Here is a 16,161-nt window from a genome sequence, read left to right as displayed (position 1 = left end):
AACTGGGGATCGGTTAGCTCGGCAAATCTCTCTGGAGCCTCGTCGATCTGACGGTTCTAACAACGGTTACGCTGGTTTCGTTCCGGCTTGCAACCTCGCGTCGGCTTCATTCGATAGACAGGCGGAATATCATGAAGGGTCCCGACGAGTCGGATGAAAAACTCACGCATGATCTGAATTCCTGTCTGAGTTTGATCTCATATGCCGCAAATCACGGAAAAAAGATTTGCGATGCCGATGTCGCGGTTGTTCTAAGGGCTTCCGAAGCACACCATGGTGGTCACCATTTGAATTCGGAGGACCTCGGCGAATGCTATGCCGCAATGAGTCGGATAGCACAGGCAGTGGCGCCTGTCACAGCGGAGTCGATCAAAGAGGAGAATAAGAGAGCGGCGACGAGGGAGGTCACGTTGTACCAGCAACGTACGATAAGCTTGGCGGTCGTAGTCGTCTTGCTATCAGTTGCACTACTAACGATGAATCGACTTTCCGATGAAATCGCCAATCTCGTCAAGGAAAACGATGCGACGGCGCTCGTGATACACAACGAGTTGCAGGGCTATATACTTACGATTGACGATTCGAAGTTAGCTGCTCCGGGCGGCCACAACCTGTTGGTCAACTCCCCTGCATCGATCGAGCTCAAGGAACATCTTCAGAAATTCGCAAGAAACAACCGGCAACTGTATTCAGACATGATGTACCTGAATAAAATATGGACATATGTAAGTTACTTGCCGAGAATGCTCCTCACGCTTTCATTTAGCCTGGGTCCGGACGTGAAAGAACGGAATCGATACGCGCCCGGTTGCAAGGAATACAATCCGGAGATCTATACGTTCGTAATTGATCCGGTCCCTTTCGAAAAGTACCCTTCGTATATGAGAGGTACGCACAGCGCGACTCAGTACCTCTTTATTGTCAGGCCATTGACCCACACGAGACCGTGGATGTGTGACCCGGATGACGTCCGTAAGGCACTGGAGGTCAAGCTCCCGCTGCTACGTGTAGGGTCTGTAGATCCTGATGACCAACTGGATTCGTGGCCGCCGGAAATGGACGTACAGGAAGGCTTCCGCAAGATTGCGGTGTACCAGGATATCCGCGGTATCTCGCTGCCGTTGAGCAGCGAGGTAGAAACCTATGCAGGCGCCATCTCCGGGTTCCTACTCCCGATCCTCTATGCGCTCCTTGGCGCGTGTGCATGCATTTTCCGGGACCTAAGAGTTAGTGTGGTGGAAGATACCTATCACGCAAAGAGTGCAAAAACTGCTCAAGCCGCTCATTTCATTAGTGCTTCGATCGTTGGAATCACGATTGGACTATTCGAGAAATCTTTGGAAGGCGGAAAGGAATTATCCCCGCTTGCAATAGCATTTATAGGCGGTTATGCATCAGACGAATTTTTCGGGTTCATTGATCGTGTAGTTGGTTCCATGTTCCCGCCCAAGAAACCCTGAATAAATAAATAAACGAAAAGCCTGGGGATGGGGCGCATCCCAGTAGGGGTAATCGTCCTTACGCGTTGTGCAAGCATCTTCTTGTTCGAAATGTCGAATCGGTCTGCATGTATGTATCCGGCTTGCCAGCTGGACAGTTGCCGAAGCACGCCCGCAGCCTCGATGAGATCCGCGCACCCCGTTATGACACCTTTGTCGCCCGCCTGTCGTCAGGCCCATAGAAGGCAACGGTTGCGACCGGGTAGCCACAAAAACCCCTGCGCGCTTTTTTCGCAAGCCTGTCGCGGTACCACTGGGCCTTCAATGTCATTTCGCCTCCGTGCCTGTGCCCGGCTCATCGGTGCGACAACGGCGTCAGCGCTGGTCCCAGGTCCCCGATCGTCGTGCTCACCGGTGCTGCACTTGCCGCGTCGCCATGTACACCTCGAACAGAGGCGCATGCAGCCGGCTGAACTCCTGGCGCAGGCCGATCAGTTCGTGCTGGTCGCCTTGATGCTCCCGGCGCAGGATTTCCCCCAGCAGGGCCATCGCGCGCGAGGCCGCCTGGTCGCGCTGCACGCGCGCCTCGCTGAGGCGCCCTGCGAGCGCCGGCTTGACCACCAGCAGCCACGCGGGGAACCACGCATAATCGTCGACTTCGCCCGCGCCGGAAAACTCGGCATCGAAGCGCCGGCGCAATACATCAAGCAAGGCGTCGCCCAGTCGAGGCAGCAATGCCGCGAAGCGTACCGGCGCCAGCCACGCCAGTTCCGCGAGCAGCGGCCACGCGGCATCCAGCCCGCCCGTCCGGTAGCGCGCCTCGGTCATCCATGCGAGCGGTGCCGGGACGCGCCACCACGATTCGATGCCCTCAACCGCATCGATCGCGGCCGCCCCGTCGCCCGCCAGCAGCCACAGCGGCGCGGCGTGACTATCAGCTTCGGTAGCGCGAAACGCCAGGCTCGCAGCCCGCGCGGCGAGCGCCCGCCAGCATGGCACGAGCCACGGCTGAACAGCCTGCGCGGGCAGCACGCGCCGGGCAGCGGGCGTGACCACGTCCTCGAGGTGCTGGCGGGCGTTGGCCAGTGCCGCGCGATCGGCAAAGGGCGCAGTCGATGTGCTTTCGAGTTCGCGAACCAGCACGGTCATCGCCGGCAGTGCGCCGTCATCCGGATACTCGGCGGCGAGCAGCGCGAGCGCCGTTCTCGCGGCCGTCGCGTCGCGCCGCTGCAGCGGCGCCAGCACGTCATTGCGCAACATCACGTCGTGGCTGTCGGCGAAGATATCGAGCTGCTGCATCGTCGTCTGCTGCATCGTCATCGCGCTCAGAAGAGTTGGTCATGAAGAGCGGTCAGGCTAATCCATTTCACCGCACTGCGGAAGGTGCGGCCCTCCTCATCCACCGACTCGATGATCACGCGCTGGCCGCTTGCCTCGGCGATCACGCGCACGGTCCGCTCGCCATAGCGCATCAGCGCGCCGATCGGCGGACAGGCCGGCGCCTTCTTTCTCTTCCGTGGCCGGGTGCTACTTTCCATCGGTCTTGCCCCGCTTGCGGCGCACCGCGGTCTTGCTGGCGGGCGCGGGCGCGGACGCGGCGCGCGCCGCACCTGCGGGACGTGCGGGGCGTGTCGCCGCCGGACGTGCCGCGGTGGTCCCGGCAGACGCGCCCTTGGTACGGCCCGGCCGGGCCGGCCCGGACTCGCGGGCGTCCGCCTCACGCAGGGCGGCCAGTTGCTGCTGCAGCGTCACGTTCGTCGCCCGCACGGCCTCCAGGCGCCCCTGCAGCACGCCCGCCTGATGGCGCGCGTCACCGAGCTGTGCCTGCAGCGCGTCGACCGTACGATGATGGTCCGCGTCGCGCCGGTCGGCGCGCTTCGTGGTCTCGTCGAGTTCCTTCTGCAGTTTCGCGACCGCGCCGCGCTCGCGGTCGATCTCGAGCAGCGCGCGCTTTTCCGTGGCGCGCAGGCGCTCGTCGGACTGCGCTGCGCTCTCGCGCAGTTTCTCCAGTTCGCGCGAGAAGCCGTCGCGCACCTTCTCCAGTTCACGGTCGCGTGCCGCCGCCTCGTTTTTGAGGCGCACGATGTCGGCTTCCATCGCCTGCCGCGCCGCCTGCCCTTCGGCCTGCGCCTTCTCCAGTTCGCGGACCTCGACCTGCGCGGCGAGCAGCGCCGCGGTGCGCTGCTCGAGCGCTGTTTCGGTGCGTTCCAGTTCGGCGCGTGCCGCGGCGACGCGCTGCGCCGCCGCCGTGCGCTCGCCCTCCACGTCCGCGCGCAGCGCGTCGAGTTCCGCCTGCGCCGAGGCCGTGGCCCGTGTCCACAGCGTCGCGACCAGCTCCCCTGCCGCGTCACGCAGATCGGTGGGCAGGTCCGGGTGCTCGATGCGCACGCGGCTCTTCTCGCGCAGCTCCGTCCAGAATTCGCCGAGCACCGCAGCGGGGGTGCCCATGCTGCCGCGTTTCACCAGCTGGTACAGGCGGTTGGCGGTGGGGGTCTGACCGAAGCGGAAGAACAGCAGCGCGCAGACCTCGCGGTACAGCTCGCGCGTCTTCGGAAAGGCGGCCTTCAGGCGGTCGATCTCGGCCGCAAGGCGGGCCTCATCGGAAAGAACGTCGGTCATCGGACGGGAAACTGAGAATTGGTCGTCAATAATACAACGTAAAATGTCAATTTATTGACGCTATTTTTCGCCTACCCGACATTACGCCCATAATGTCGTGTAGCAGGCTGGAATGGCAAAATCCATCCGTCGCCGTCCTCGATAACCGCCGGCATCGTGAGACGGGAGCGAAGCATCGCATCGACTGGTGACGGGTGCGATGCGCCCGGCGCGCCACGGGTAACCTTCAGATTAGCGCGCCGTGCAGACCGGGGCATACTGGTCACCTCGCACTATGGCGGGTCGCCCTTCCCTGCTGACGGATTGCCGGCGAAGCCGGCAACGATGAAGAACGCCACTGACCGTTAGTTGCAAACACGATGGGCGAAAGAACCGGTTTAATTCGCGCATCGCGCCGCAACATGCTTCACGTGCCTGGATAGCTGTCGCGCGTCGCCGAACAGGTCGCTTGCTGCGAAGGCCTGTATCCTTCGTTGGCGCAGACACGAACGGCTCGATGCCTGTCATGGACGGTGCCGCGCCTTGCCGCCTCGTGCATCAGGACCGTGAGCCTGCCACCATGATGATCATGGTTGTCACCAAAATCGGCGTTCCAGGTCAACAGATGATATGTATTCCTTATCATTATATTGCGACTTTACTGTTAAGGATTCGGCTGTCAGTCGCCCAAACGCTGGCGCGAGCGTGTCTGCCCGGCGCTTTGGCGACGCCCTGCATATTGCCTGCAGACGCTCGCCCAGCAAGCACATTGTGCATCGCAATACGCTGAGCCGCCAGCCCGCCTCGGAGAGTGTCCAGCGATTTCTGCGCGAAGCGCTCCGGGTTATCCGGGCGCGACGGACATCTCGGGTGACGTCAATCAGGCGCTCTTCTGGTACCGGAACGAACCCTTGCCCGTGTTCGACTACAAGACAGCCGAGCAACTGGTATCGGATGGCCGGACTGACGACCTGCTACGCTATGTCTCATCGCTCGAGGCGGGCGCGGCAGGATGATCGTCACAAAGCCCTGTCTAAGCTCACGGCCTACCGGATGCATGTTCCCAAGTGGGCGGCCGCGCTAACCGCGTTGGACTTAACGCCCTTTACCTCGCACTGGACGTCGACACGGCCGCACGGGAATACCAGCAGATTTCTCCATTGATGCCGCCGGGCACGCTTGTCAGTTGCCAGTTGACCGTCGACCCTATCGTCGACCTTACAGCGGGTATCAGAGCGGGAAATGGTCTGCCCTGTGGGAAGATTTCTATTGCGACTGGCGTGGCTGCTGGTTCAACCAGCGCATCGAACCGCCCGGTTGGGTTATCGGTGACGAGATTATTGCGGCTGGGGCGAAAGGGATTCAGTCACGCCCTATCGCAGGATGGAGTAAATCTCGTCCTATACGTGGATGAGCTTGAGCCGAGAGATCGACTTGACGTGTATGACCCACAGCGTTCGCTTCCGCAAAACCAGTCGTCCTGGACGTAAGCGCCTTCGCAGCGGAAGGCATTGAAAATGTGTAGAATGTGGACGGATATGCGCATATTCACCAACATGGAGGCTCACATGGCACATGCGACTGCCGCCGTCCCACGTAAGGCGACCAATGTCACGCTGCCTGTCGACGTTTATGAGCGGGCGAAGGAACTGGGCATCAACTTCTCGCGTGCCTGCGAGCAGGCTTTGCGCGACGCAATCAAGGCCGAGGAAGGCCGGCGCTGGGCGCAGGAGAACGCGGAGTTCATTAAGAACACCAACGACTGGGTCGAACAGAATGGCCTTCCACTCGCTGAATACCGGATGTTTTAATGGCGCGATTTGAAGTTTATGCCAACCCCGGCAAAAGCAAGGCGAATGCGCCATACCTTGTCGACGTGCAGAGCGACTTTCTCGATGGCCTGACAATTCGGGTTGTGGTCCCGCTGATTCGTGCGGACTCTTTCCCTCCCGGCAAACTGCCAGCAGATTTCACGCCGTCCTTCGAGATCGCTGGCGTCACATGCCTGATGCACCCGGCGTTTATTGCATCTGTTCCGTTAAACGAGCTTGGTCCCTCGATCGGCTCATTGCGGGAGCATCGGGACAAGATCACGGCATCGCTTGACCGTCTGCTGGGCGGCTACTGACCGATTAATCACTGCTGTTGGCATGACCAAACGGGACCCAATCGGTTGACGCGACATCCGTCGTCAGCATCAAGCGTTATCCTCTCCCGGCCGCATAATGCAAGAGTTCGCGACCTGCAACTCTCTTGCATGCAGTTGCGGCCTAGCACTATAGTCGAAATTGAAGGTTGTCGGTCGATGCATAAAAGTGCCTAAAAGATAGGATAACTATCGATATTTGCCAGATTGAGTCTATGCGCAGTCGTGATCCGCGCCTTGAGGTAGCGCCTGGCCGTCGCCGGCGCAATCGCGACACCGTGGTCCCACTCAATCAGAGAGTTGGCAGGATTCAAAAATCCGCCACATCTTGATCTCAACACGATGTAAGCGCGAAACAGGTCGCCGGCTCAAGCGGTGAACCTGGGACAAAAGATCACCCGCGGCGTTTCGCGGATTTCGACGTCGTACGCGGACGCGCAACGGGCTTTTGAGACGCGACCGGACGGTTCGTCTTTGACGTGCCGGGATCGGTGGTGCCCTTGGGCTTTTTCATGGCGGCGGGGCTGGACCTCGCGGTCGGCGTCGCGACCTTGCCTTTCGGTGCCGATTTCGCGGTCACGGACGGCTTCGGCGTGGTCAAGGCAGACTTTCTCGCTTGCGAAGTGGATGGTTTGCGCGTGCGGTTGCCTCGGACCGTGTCGGCATCTGCAAAGGGTCCCGTGTCAATGTCGATACCGAACACATCGCCCAGAGCCGTATTATCGAGCAGCTTGCCGGACGCCGGGATGGCTTTTCCCGCACCGGACAAATTCGCACCTGTGTGATTGACGAGATCGGTGGGGTCAACGCCACGTAACGTAAAGAGCAATTCGGGCTGCTGGTCGAGCCGTGCGCCGATGCCGTAGAGTACTGCTGCGACGTGCTTGCACATCACCGCCCAATCCAGGCAGTTGCAACCGAATTTGATATCTTTCGGCGCGGGGAAAAGCCCGGTGCCGGGCTGGCAGATGCGGCCCATCACCGCAGCCGATAGCTTACCCAGCAGCAATTCGACCATCGAGTCAATCGACGACGAACAATCGGCGCTCAACGCGCGCCACTGCCTTTCCGGACAGGCGGCGACATCAATGGTGATCTCGTACAGGCTTGAACCCATCACCTGCGCATGGATCTTGCCCTTTGTGATCCGCAGATCGATCACCGAACCGTTGCGCACGTAGGTGCGCCCCCTTGGCAGGCGGCTATCGTAGTCGCTGTACTGCTCCAGATTATCGCACCACGCTTTGCCCCAGAAAGTCTTCGCAATGGCCCCGCGATACGGTGCAATGGGTGACAGGGTCTTGCCAGCCCTGGTCGCTCTGGCGACCAGCTGCTCCGCTTTTTTTCGCCGCTCGGCCACCGGGACGTAAGGTTTCCATCCACCGTAGCTAGCCATCAGCGTTCCTCTCCATCATCAGTTTTCCTGCGCGGAATGAATATTGAGCCTGACAAGATCAAGCAGCTCCTGGTCACCCATCTCGGTCAGCTGCAGTTCCGCACCGCCTTCAAGCATATCGTTCACCAGCTGCTGCTTCGATTCAATCAACTGGTCAATCCGATCCTCGACCGTACCCTGGCAAACAAACTTGTGCACCAAAACATTCTTGCGCTGGCCAATGCGAAACGCCCGGTCGGTCGCCTGATTCTCTACGGCGGGATTCCACCAGCGGTCGAAGTGAATCACGTGAGACGCCGCCGTGAGATTCAGTCCCGATCCTCCCGCCTTGAGCGACAGCACGAAGAACGGTGTTGATTCGTCTTCCTGGAATTGCCTGACCAGTTCGCGCCGTTTGCCTACGGCCGTACCGCCATGGAGAATCAAGCCCTCCCGGCCGAAAAGGGATCCCAGGAACGCGGCAAGCGGCTCGGTGGTTTCGCGGAACTGGGTGAACACCAGTACCTTTTCCTGCTTCGCCGCGATCACGTCGACCAGCTCCCGCAGGCGGCCAAATTTGCCGCTGGCTTCGGGGCTCCACGCCGCGTCGCCGAGCCACTGGGACGGATGGTTGCATATCTGCTTGAAACGCATCAGGTAGCTTAAAACGATGCCTTTGCGTTCAATACCGTCGGCACCCTCGAGCGCGGCCGCCAGGTCCTTGACCGCGCGTTCGTACAACGCGGCCTGGACGGGGCTCAGGTGGCACCACGCCTTGAGTTCGGTCTTTTCGGGGAGATCGGCGATCACACGCCTGTCGGTTTTCAGACGGCGCAAGATGTAGGGCCGCACAAGCGTGCGAAGCGGACCGAAATGCTCGCTTTTTGCCAAACGCCGGCTGAGCTCGGCAAATTCCTTCGCCGAGCCCAGCAGGCCCGGATGCGTGAAATCAAAAATGGACCACAGATCCGACAGGCGGTTTTCCACCGGGGTGCCCGTCAGGGCGATACGTGACTGGGCCCGAAACTTCTTTACCTGTTTTGTCTGCCTGGCGCCGGGATTCTTGATCGCCTGGGCCTCGTCGACAATCGCGATGCGCCACTGGATCGTTTCCAGACCGGGTTGACGCAGCAGCGAACCGAAACTGGTAATGACGAGGTCTGTCTGCGTGAGTTGCGCGTCGCTCAGTGCGCGTAGTTCTTCTGCAGGCGTCACGGACGGGTGAGCCACCAGTACACGCAGGCCGGGTGCGAAGCGTTCAGCTTCCGCAGCCCAGTTTGCCAGCAAGGACGCGGGTGCGACCAGCAGGCTGGGGCTCGAGTCGGCCTGTTCGCGCTTCAGGATCAATAGCAGCGAGAGTACCTGCATCGTCTTTCCGAGGCCCATGTCGTCGGCCAGACACGCGCCCAGCCCGAGCCGGCAGAGCAGGTATAGCCATCGCACGCCGGCCTGCTGGTATGGCCGAAGCTGGGCTCTCAGGTCGGGGCCCGGATCGACCTGCACCAACCCTTCCGGTTGGCGCAAATGTCCAAGCGTCTCTGCCAGCCAGTCTCCTGCAACGACCTGTGCCCAGTCGCGCTCGTCGGAGCCTACGGCTTCGTCGTCTGATACGCCCGCGAGGAGACGCAAGGCATCGTTCAACGGCAGCCCCGATTGCGCCGCCTTCTCCAGACTCTCAAAGCGTTGGAGTACGTGGCCGAGCTTTTTCGTGTCCACTTCGATCCAGCGTCCACGAATCCACTGGAGACCGTCGGCACCCTTGAGCAGACGCCGGATCTCGGAGGGACTTAACGCGTCGCCATCGAGCGACACCTCCATTCTGAAGTCGAGCAGCGCATCCTTGCCGAGAAGGGACGGAGGCCATGCCCCAACGCTGGCCTTGACCGCAGGTCGAGCGGGGCGGCCCGTAGCCCAGGTAGCTGGTAGCCGGACCATGATTCCGGCAGACTCCAGAGCGGGCAAATCGCAGAGAAGACGGTAAGCGTCAGCCGGCATCCAGCGCAACGGGTGGTATATTTCGCGCGAATCGAGCATCGCACGAAGCCAGTCGCAGCGTTCAGCGGCGCGCTGAACCGGCATCAGGAGAGAGAGCAGCTTCGCCTTGTTCCGCGCACCGGAAAATTCCTCGAGCGCCCGCGAAAGTGGTTGATGTTGTGTCTTGCCATGGGCCGATATGCGCGCTGCGTAGGTTGCCAGGAAGGCGAAAGGGGCTTCAGGATCCTTGCGGTTTTCGGCAAGGTTGAAGTGAACACGGCCCACAAGATTCCAGGCAGGATGACGCGACTTGAGAAATGCCTGAAGCGACTCCCCCGTGCTCGCCAGCTCATCACGTAAAGCGATGTCGATTTCGCCCCACAGTGCCGCCAGGACATCTGACGTGAGATATTCGGCACCCGTCATGGGCGGCGCATCTTCGATCAGTCTTTCGAAGTCCCCTGTGTCCGGTTGAGAAACCGTGACCTCCTCGCCTTCTGACGTGGTGCATAAAGACGTGACATAGCGGGCGCCAAAGTCGCGCCACCATGCCCACGCAGGCGGCAGTGCACGCCCTATGGTTGCGCTCCCCAGATAGAGTAGCCCATGACCCGTGCCGCGCCTGAAGGAAGCGCCTAGCGCAACGTCATCTGGCAAGGGAGGCGCATCGACGTCCGGCGCTGCAAGGAGATGGCCTGCCGGTGTGATTTTGGGCGCGAGACAATCGCTATCGGTCAAAGGCATGGATGGTCGATGGGGAAGTAACAGCTTCGATTGCAGGCGGCAAATAGCCTTGCGTGCAGATCACGTAATATCTTGCGCCTGGGGAAGAACTGCTATTCCTGATCATGGTGCTGGCTTCCGCCGGCATGTTGTACGGCATTGCCGGGTGACGCTTGTGTCCGTGCCGCACAAGGTTTGACCCGCGGGCTGCGGCGACCGGACCTCTACTCAGGGCGCAAGACGGTTCAAGAGCGGTCAGTGCTTCGTCACGTGCTCTGCCGTTACCGATGCAATGCCATGCGAGCTGATCGTGTTCAACGCTTCTGCCAGCGCGGCTCCGTCGGTCGGAAACGGGTCGTCCCAGACTGTTGATGTTCCGTGCGAGTCGATGACTTCCAGAAGCCAGCCATCGCGGCTGTCGTTTCCGGCCCGATAGACGTGCACATCGACAGACGTGCCTTCGCGAGTGACGCGCGTAGACAGCGGGGACAATGCAAGCGGGTGAAACGCGTCTTCCGTCGTCCGGCCGAGCGAATCGACAAGGAACAGGTCTTCGGACTCGGTCCCGTCTTGCGCATCCAGATCGCTGCGTCCGGCATGCTTGCCCGTCCTGTCTTTCCGCTTTGAAACCGCTGGGATCATGTTCGGCCGCTCGCCCTGTTCCATCAGTTTTCTGCGCTCCTCACCCCAGTATCGATGGATATTGAGCGCTGCGGCCGTGAGCAGGTTTGCGAATGACCGACGTTGCTCGACGGTGTAATCCCGCTGCCCCAGTGCCTGGTATCCGGAGGCTGTTCCAAACAGCAGGATGACATTGAACCACTCGGGGTGTCGTTCGATCAGCAGCTCCCAGGCCTCCCGATCGATGTCGATGCCTTTGCAATAGCCCTCGCACCACTCGTCGAGCACGAGAATCTCTTCACCCTGCCACTTGGTCGTGTGCAGCGGAGGTCCGAACAGATCGGGACAGTGATTCAGGGCGTTGTTGATGTCGTTCCAGTATTGAATGATCAGTCCGGTAATCTTGCGTGCCCGACCGGCTGATAAAAATCTGGGCTGACGTGTTGCGTGCCGCGCATCCCAGATCCACGGAAGCACCGCGCCCGGCATGACCATGTTCGGTCCGGAGATGACGGCGGTCAGAAAGCCGTGCAACATGACGGCATCCATCGCATCGTCGCAAACGGCATCGCTCGAAAGAAAGCGTTCCAGCACACCAAACTCTTCATCAGTCAGCGGATCGTCGAATTCGGGATCGAGATTCATGATATTCCCACGGTGGTACACGGTGGACGCGATGCTGATCGCCTGTGTATGTCACTATCGCCGACATGCAACTCGATGCAGCGCTTGCACGCAACCATTTCGGCGGGCGCCGGGTGCGCCAACATTTTACCCGACGGGGCGATGCGCAAATTGGAATACCGGTCGGAAGACGATGAATTTTTTCCCGTGCATATCGCTAACTCTTGCTATCGCTATCGTTTGGGACGCGTTTGCTGGAGAAACTCGAGTTTCGCGAAAGCGCCTCCCCATTGTTCCGGCACCTATATTGATCCGGCAATAAAATGTTGAAATCAAGCCGCATAACGGACAGGATCATGCTGGAAGTATCGCCGGATGCGTTCGGGTTGCTTCTGCACAACCCTGTAATGGTGCGCGGTGGCCTTGACCAGTTGCAGCCTGGTACGCGTTGGCGCCCGCCGTGTGACGCTTTGCTTGAGGTCGGCGTTGGCCATCTCGTTGGGATTGAGCTCAGGGCTGTAGCTGGGCAGATAGAACACCTCGATCCGGTCGCGGTGCCTGCCCAGCCAGGCCTTCACGGCCTTGCCGTGATGGACACGCAGATTGTCCAGGATCAGGAAGATCTTTTTCTTCGCCCCGGTGATCAGCCGTCGCATGAAGTCGATCAGGATGCCGGTGTTCAGCGCACCGTCGAAGATCTTCCAGCGCATCTGTCCTTTATTCGTCACGGTGGAGATGACCGACAGGCCGGCACGCTTCGCGTTGACCTTGAGCACCGGTGTCTTTCCCGTGGGCGCGTAACCGCGGCCCCGAACATCGTCGGAGCGCAGTCCGGTTTCATCGCCCCAGTGGACTTCGGCTCCTTCAGCCTGGGCCCGCTGCGCAATGGCAGGATAGTCTTCATCGAGCCACTTCCTGATCGCCGCCGGCGATTGCTCATAAGCCTTCTTCAATGGCTTTTGCGGGGTGAAGCCCCAGCGCGACAGATACAGCCCCATCGTACGAACCGGCACACGGATGCCGAACCGCTGTTCGATCACTTCGGCCACGCTCTGACGGGTCCACAGGGCATAAGGCATTTTCAACTGGTCAGGTGTGCGGTCTTGGATGATTTTCTGCACCACCCGCTCCTGATCTGCGCTCAGGCTGCGTCCGGTACCCGACGGACGACCGCGAGGCCCGACATCCACGGCACGCCAGCCGCCCGCCTCGTACGCCTTGCAGGCCGCAATCACCGTCGTGGGCGACATCTCGCAACGCAGCGCCACCTCTTTCAACGCTACGCCTTCGATGCGCATCTTCACCGCGCGGCGACGGCGTTCATTCAGTGCCGCCATCGGCAAGGTTCGGGAGTCGATTTTTTGCATACCACTTCCGACCAGGTGTTGCGCTCAAAGTTTCAATATTTTATTGCCGGATCAATAATATGCCGATGCTGGTCACCGGCTTCGATCCTCTTTCCCGGATGCTCCGTCAGTGTCCGCCATGCACGCCGAATACGCAGACCATGGCAAGCCAAAAATATTACACAAGGATCCTTAATACCTATGAGCGTTTGCCAATCCGCGCTCACGGGCATGACTGCCCGCCGTCACAATCCTGAGCGCGCGCAGAGCTGCGTTAACATTCACGTCGCCGATGCGCGCATCAGATTGCGCGGCCTGATGCGGGCGTGCACCGACTGGAAGAAATGAATGAACTGGCGGCTACTCATGACAATATTAATCGCAAATCTACTGTGCGCTCGTGGTAGCGCGCATGGTGCGTCTTCTGTGCCAGATTCCTCAGCAGCGACAGGCTCGCGGGCCAGTCAGGCAGCAATCACCGCGCACCCGCCGACGAACACCGGCGGGTTCGCAACGGCGACTGGGTCAGACGATTCCGCCGTCATGGTTGCCAGCCTCGCTGATCTGCTGGCCGCATTTAATACGCGACAGCACCACATCCTTGTCAAGGGCGAAATTTACGGCGGTCCGCGACTGACGACCGTCACCTTCGCGAGCACGGACTGGAACAACACCACGATCGAAGGCGCCAGTGGAGGCAGTGCCGTGCTGAAAAATATCCAGCTCAAATTTGACGGCGAAATGCTGCCGGCAGGCAAGAACATCCAGAATGTCGTGATCAGGAACATCACTTTTCATGGCGTTATCCGGGATCTTCAGGCCCTGCCCGCCCAAGTCTACGGCACATCCAGCAACGCCGGTATCAATTATGAAGGCGTGTCGCTTCGACGGGTCACCAATGCGTGGGTCGATCATTGTGCCTTCTACGATACGAGCGACGACCTAATGAGCGTGACACTGTCATCAGATAAGGTGACGGTTTCCTATAGCCGGTTCTATTTCACCAGCGAATGGCTGACGATGCACCCCGATCCTATGTGGAACTGGGCGGGCAAGAACCAAGACCTGGCCAATGAACGTCTGGCGATGCTGGTAGGCGCAAACCGGCAGGATTCCTATGCATATGGAGGGAGCAGGCTGCATGTCACGTTGCACCACAACCAGTTCGGCCCGAACCTAAAGGGACGTCCGCTGCTGCGGGGCTGGATTCACGCCTACGACAACTATTTCGATAACGGGGCGACACCCACTGGCCTCACGGCTGCTGGCTCAGACGAGACCCAGTACAACGCCCTGCAGATTGGCAGCGGCGGCGTTGTCTATTCGGAAAACAACTATTTTTTCAGGACAAACCAGAGCATTCAGATTGGCCTGGATTCGCCGGACGACGTCTACGCCTTCCATGAGAACGCAAACCGGTACGACCAGACCACCGGCAGATCGGTAAAGGGCGAGGCTTTTTCGCTCGCGCCAGTCGGTTACGCGTATCGGGCCGGGACAGCCTCATCTATTCTCAAAGCTGTGCAGACTTTCGGTCCTCGCTAGTGGCAGGCATGAACAGGACGACTGCGCGTGGCTGTTGGATTTGTCCCACGGGCATCGACGTCAGTAAAGGCCGATGGTCGCCAGCGACGTATCGCGGGGCGCCGCAATATTCGTTCGCAGATCGGGATTCCCCGTCGTGCAACACGCAACGGTCGATATGTGCTGACGGGAGCGCGTTTCTCCGTATTTAGGCCGGTCGAAGCCCCGCTGGTGGGTCCGTAATTGCTCCGCCGGCCCTCTGACTTTGACCGCAAGGCTTCAATGTCGGGCGCGTCGAACCTCGTCGCGATGACGTAGTAGTTGTCGAGAAGCTTCCAGATGGTCGTATGTCGCCGCAGTCCCCGTTGGAGATCGTCGGCTACCTGATGTCGCTTTCCTGATACAGCACTTCGGGCAGCGGAAAGCCGCCGCCAATGGCCTTCGAGATCAGGGGCGCGTCGGGCACGATGCCCCGCCAGCTCTAACGCGAACATCGTTCAGGTCCGGCCGAATCCCGTCTGAATCGTCGATCAGCTCGCATTCTATCAACATGACAAAGCCGTCGGCCTAGTTGCGGCGCATCTGGTCGAGATCGAACAGATTCAGGGTCGAACCGCCCTGACTCGGGCCGACCGGCTTCGGCGGCACCATCGGATCGTCGTTGTCCTTCATCAGGTTGTTGTCCTGATGGTACGCGCCCTGCACACCTTGGATATAGTCGTAGCGGTTCGACGTGACAGCCTGCGCCGTATCCCAATCGTTGATGATGACGGGACGCAGGAACACCATCAAATTCGTCTTCGTGCGGCTCTTCTCCTCCGAACGGAACAGTTGGCCGATCCACGGGACGTCGCCAAGCAGCGGCACCTTGCTGTTGCCGTTCGAGTACTTGTCCTGCATCAGGCCGCCGAGCACGATGATCTCGCCATCGTCGGACAGCACCGTCGACTGCACCGAGCGCGTGGAGATCGTCACGCCGCCCGGATTGTTTGTCGACGTCGGATCGACGGACGAGTCTTCGGAATAGATTTGCAGCTTGATGATGCCGCCGTCGGTGATCTGCGGCTTCACGTGCAGCACGATACCGACGTCCTGTCGGTCAAACGTGTTGAACGCGGTCACGGAGGTCGCGGCGTTCGCAGTCGGCGTCGCGTACGAACCCGTCACGACGGGTACGTTCGAGCCGACGACGATCTTCGCTTCCTCGTTGTCCAGCGTGATCAGGTTAGGCGTCGACAGGATGTTCGCATCGCTCGACTGCGACAGCGCCTGCAACAGGCCGCCCAGACCGAACACATTGCCGAAGCGGTGCAGCAGGCCGACGTTCAGGCCGTTGTTCAGCAAGTTCGTGCCCGTCGCCGCGAGGGCCGCGGCCGGGTTGTTCGCGATGATCGCGCCCTGCGCGGTCAGGTTCACGATGCCCTGGCTGCCGTTCGAATTGAAGTTCGAACTGCCGTAAAGACCGTTGTTGCCGCCGTTCGACAGCAGCGCGCCCTGCCACTGGATGCCGAGATTCGCGCTCGACGTCGCCGACAGTTCGACGATCAGCGCCTCGATATACACCTGCGCGCGACGCGAGTCGAGCTGGTCGATCACGCTGCGAAGATTGCGGTAGACGGGGTCGGACGCGGTGACGATCAGCGAGTTCGTCGCCGCATCGGCCTGGATCATGCCGCCGGGCTGGTTCTCTTCGTTGCTGCCGCCGCCGAGCGGATTGCTGCCCATCGACGAGGACGACGAACCGCCGAGCGAGCCGCCCGGCAGCGGAGGCTGGCCCGACGTGCCCGTCGA

Annotated in this window: 13 protein-coding genes; 5 read left to right on the top strand and 8 right to left on the bottom strand. The window is 60.3% G+C overall.

The annotated features are described in order from the left end of the window. Positions 1-131 precede the first annotated feature (131 nt). Complete coding sequence (locus BMW76_RS25265; protein ID WP_143062309.1) at positions 132-1,460, top strand: hypothetical protein; 1,329 nt, start codon at positions 132-134, stop codon at positions 1,458-1,460. Between the two features lie 387 nt (positions 1,461-1,847). Here BMW76_RS25265 and BMW76_RS25260 read toward each other — a convergent pair whose 3' ends face one another. The 3 genes from BMW76_RS25260 to BMW76_RS25255 are packed head-to-tail and all read right to left on the bottom strand — an operon-like array spanning position 1,848 to position 4,058. After that, on the bottom strand, positions 1,848-2,753 hold the full coding sequence (locus BMW76_RS25260) for a hypothetical protein (protein ID WP_245763373.1): 906 nt from the start codon (positions 2,751-2,753) through the stop codon (positions 1,848-1,850). Between the two features lie 11 nt (positions 2,754-2,764). After that, positions 2,765-2,977 carry a hypothetical protein gene (locus tag BMW76_RS40475; protein ID WP_143062308.1) on the bottom strand — a complete coding sequence of 71 codons (213 nt, stop codon included), beginning with the start codon at positions 2,975-2,977 and terminating at the stop codon, positions 2,765-2,767. Next, positions 2,967-4,058, bottom strand: coding sequence for a DNA-binding protein (locus BMW76_RS25255; RefSeq protein WP_090870164.1), 1,092 nt, complete (start codon positions 4,056-4,058; stop codon positions 2,967-2,969). Before BMW76_RS25255 ends, BMW76_RS40475 begins: the two co-directional genes overlap by 11 nt. Before the next feature lie 1,046 nt (positions 4,059-5,104). On the opposite strand from BMW76_RS25255, the gene BMW76_RS42835 reads away from it, so the two are divergent. The 3 genes from BMW76_RS42835 (at position 5,105) to BMW76_RS25230 (ending at position 6,165) form a co-directional block, all read left to right on the top strand. Beyond that, on the top strand, positions 5,105-5,527 hold the full coding sequence (locus tag BMW76_RS42835) for an RES domain-containing protein (protein WP_090870162.1): 423 nt from the start codon (positions 5,105-5,107) through the stop codon (positions 5,525-5,527). A gap of 78 nt (positions 5,528-5,605) precedes the next feature. Further along, positions 5,606-5,848 carry a type II toxin-antitoxin system CcdA family antitoxin gene (locus BMW76_RS25235; protein WP_012406430.1) on the top strand — a complete coding sequence of 81 codons (243 nt, stop codon included), beginning with the start codon at positions 5,606-5,608 and terminating at the stop codon, positions 5,846-5,848. Beyond that, a complete protein-coding gene (locus BMW76_RS25230; RefSeq protein ID WP_012406429.1) occupies positions 5,848-6,165 on the top strand; it encodes a CcdB family protein in 318 nt (105 codons plus the stop codon). The genes BMW76_RS25235 and BMW76_RS25230 overlap by 1 nt, the downstream gene beginning before the upstream one ends. A 412-nt stretch (positions 6,166-6,577) precedes the next feature. Here BMW76_RS25230 and BMW76_RS25225 read toward each other — a convergent pair whose 3' ends face one another. The 4 genes from BMW76_RS25225 to BMW76_RS25210 form a co-directional block, all read right to left on the bottom strand. Further along, positions 6,578-7,579, bottom strand: coding sequence for a zinc finger, SWIM-type (locus BMW76_RS25225; RefSeq protein ID WP_015004173.1), 1,002 nt, complete (start codon positions 7,577-7,579; stop codon positions 6,578-6,580). Between the two features lie 18 nt (positions 7,580-7,597). Beyond that, the gene (locus BMW76_RS25220; protein WP_090870161.1) at positions 7,598-10,276 is read right to left on the bottom strand and encodes a DEAD/DEAH box helicase; all 2,679 of its coding nucleotides are present in this window, start codon (positions 10,274-10,276) and stop codon (positions 7,598-7,600) included. Between the two features lie 234 nt (positions 10,277-10,510). Further along, a complete protein-coding gene (locus BMW76_RS25215; RefSeq protein WP_090870159.1) occupies positions 10,511-11,521 on the bottom strand; it encodes a YecA/YgfB family protein in 1,011 nt (336 codons plus the stop codon). Between the two features lie 311 nt (positions 11,522-11,832). Further along, complete coding sequence (locus tag BMW76_RS25210; RefSeq protein ID WP_090870157.1) at positions 11,833-12,867, bottom strand: IS630 family transposase; 1,035 nt, start codon at positions 12,865-12,867, stop codon at positions 11,833-11,835. A 522-nt stretch (positions 12,868-13,389) separates the two neighbouring features. Between BMW76_RS25210 and BMW76_RS25205 the strand changes: the two genes are divergently transcribed. Beyond that, positions 13,390-14,391: a pectate lyase family protein gene (locus tag BMW76_RS25205; protein ID WP_238558670.1), complete on the top strand. Its 1,002-nt coding sequence runs from the start codon at positions 13,390-13,392 to the stop codon at positions 14,389-14,391. A gap of 546 nt (positions 14,392-14,937) precedes the next feature. Here BMW76_RS25205 and gspD read toward each other — a convergent pair. Further along, positions 14,938-16,161: type II secretion system secretin GspD (gene gspD / locus BMW76_RS25195; protein ID WP_090870155.1), on the bottom strand; the 1,224-nt coding region annotated here is incomplete at its 5' end.

This window comes from Paraburkholderia diazotrophica, assembly GCF_900108945.1.
Classification (GTDB): domain Bacteria; phylum Pseudomonadota; class Gammaproteobacteria; order Burkholderiales; family Burkholderiaceae; genus Paraburkholderia; species Paraburkholderia diazotrophica.
Note: the sequence above shows the minus strand (reverse complement) of the source record. Positions and strands in the feature narration are given on the sequence as shown.